The organism is Undibacterium sp. SXout7W (genome assembly GCF_049339385.1).
In the GTDB taxonomy this organism is placed as follows: domain Bacteria; phylum Pseudomonadota; class Gammaproteobacteria; order Burkholderiales; family Burkholderiaceae_D; genus Undibacterium.
Window position 1 is genome coordinate 1 of the sequence record NZ_JBMPPF010000173.1, and the last position, 280, is coordinate 280.

Annotated in this window: 1 protein-coding gene; it reads right to left on the reverse strand. The window is 44.3% G+C overall.

From position 1 onward, the window contains the following. On the reverse strand, positions 1 to 280 hold a 280-nt coding region (locus tag ACO0LB_RS20980; protein WP_423052689.1), incomplete at both ends, for a hypothetical protein.

A 280-nucleotide genomic window follows, 5' to 3' on the forward strand; every position in this document is an offset into this window, starting at 1 on the left:
TGATTTGCTGATAACGAACTTTAAGTACAGAGTGTTCGTATTTTTTCACCACGTCTTCGCGTTTGCTTTCAAGTAATTGTTTTTTGACTGCGTAGTATTCGTTCATGTTTGATACCAGTGCGTCGAACTCTTCTTGAAGCTTGTCTGCGATTTGTTGCTTGTCAGCGCGGTGCATGATCTTTTGCTGTGTGCGCTTAAGTAGCATGGTCGCTTCGGCCTTGTCAATGCGGGCTTGAGGCGTTTTCTTTAGCTTGCTTGCTAAGCCCATCAATGAAGCACT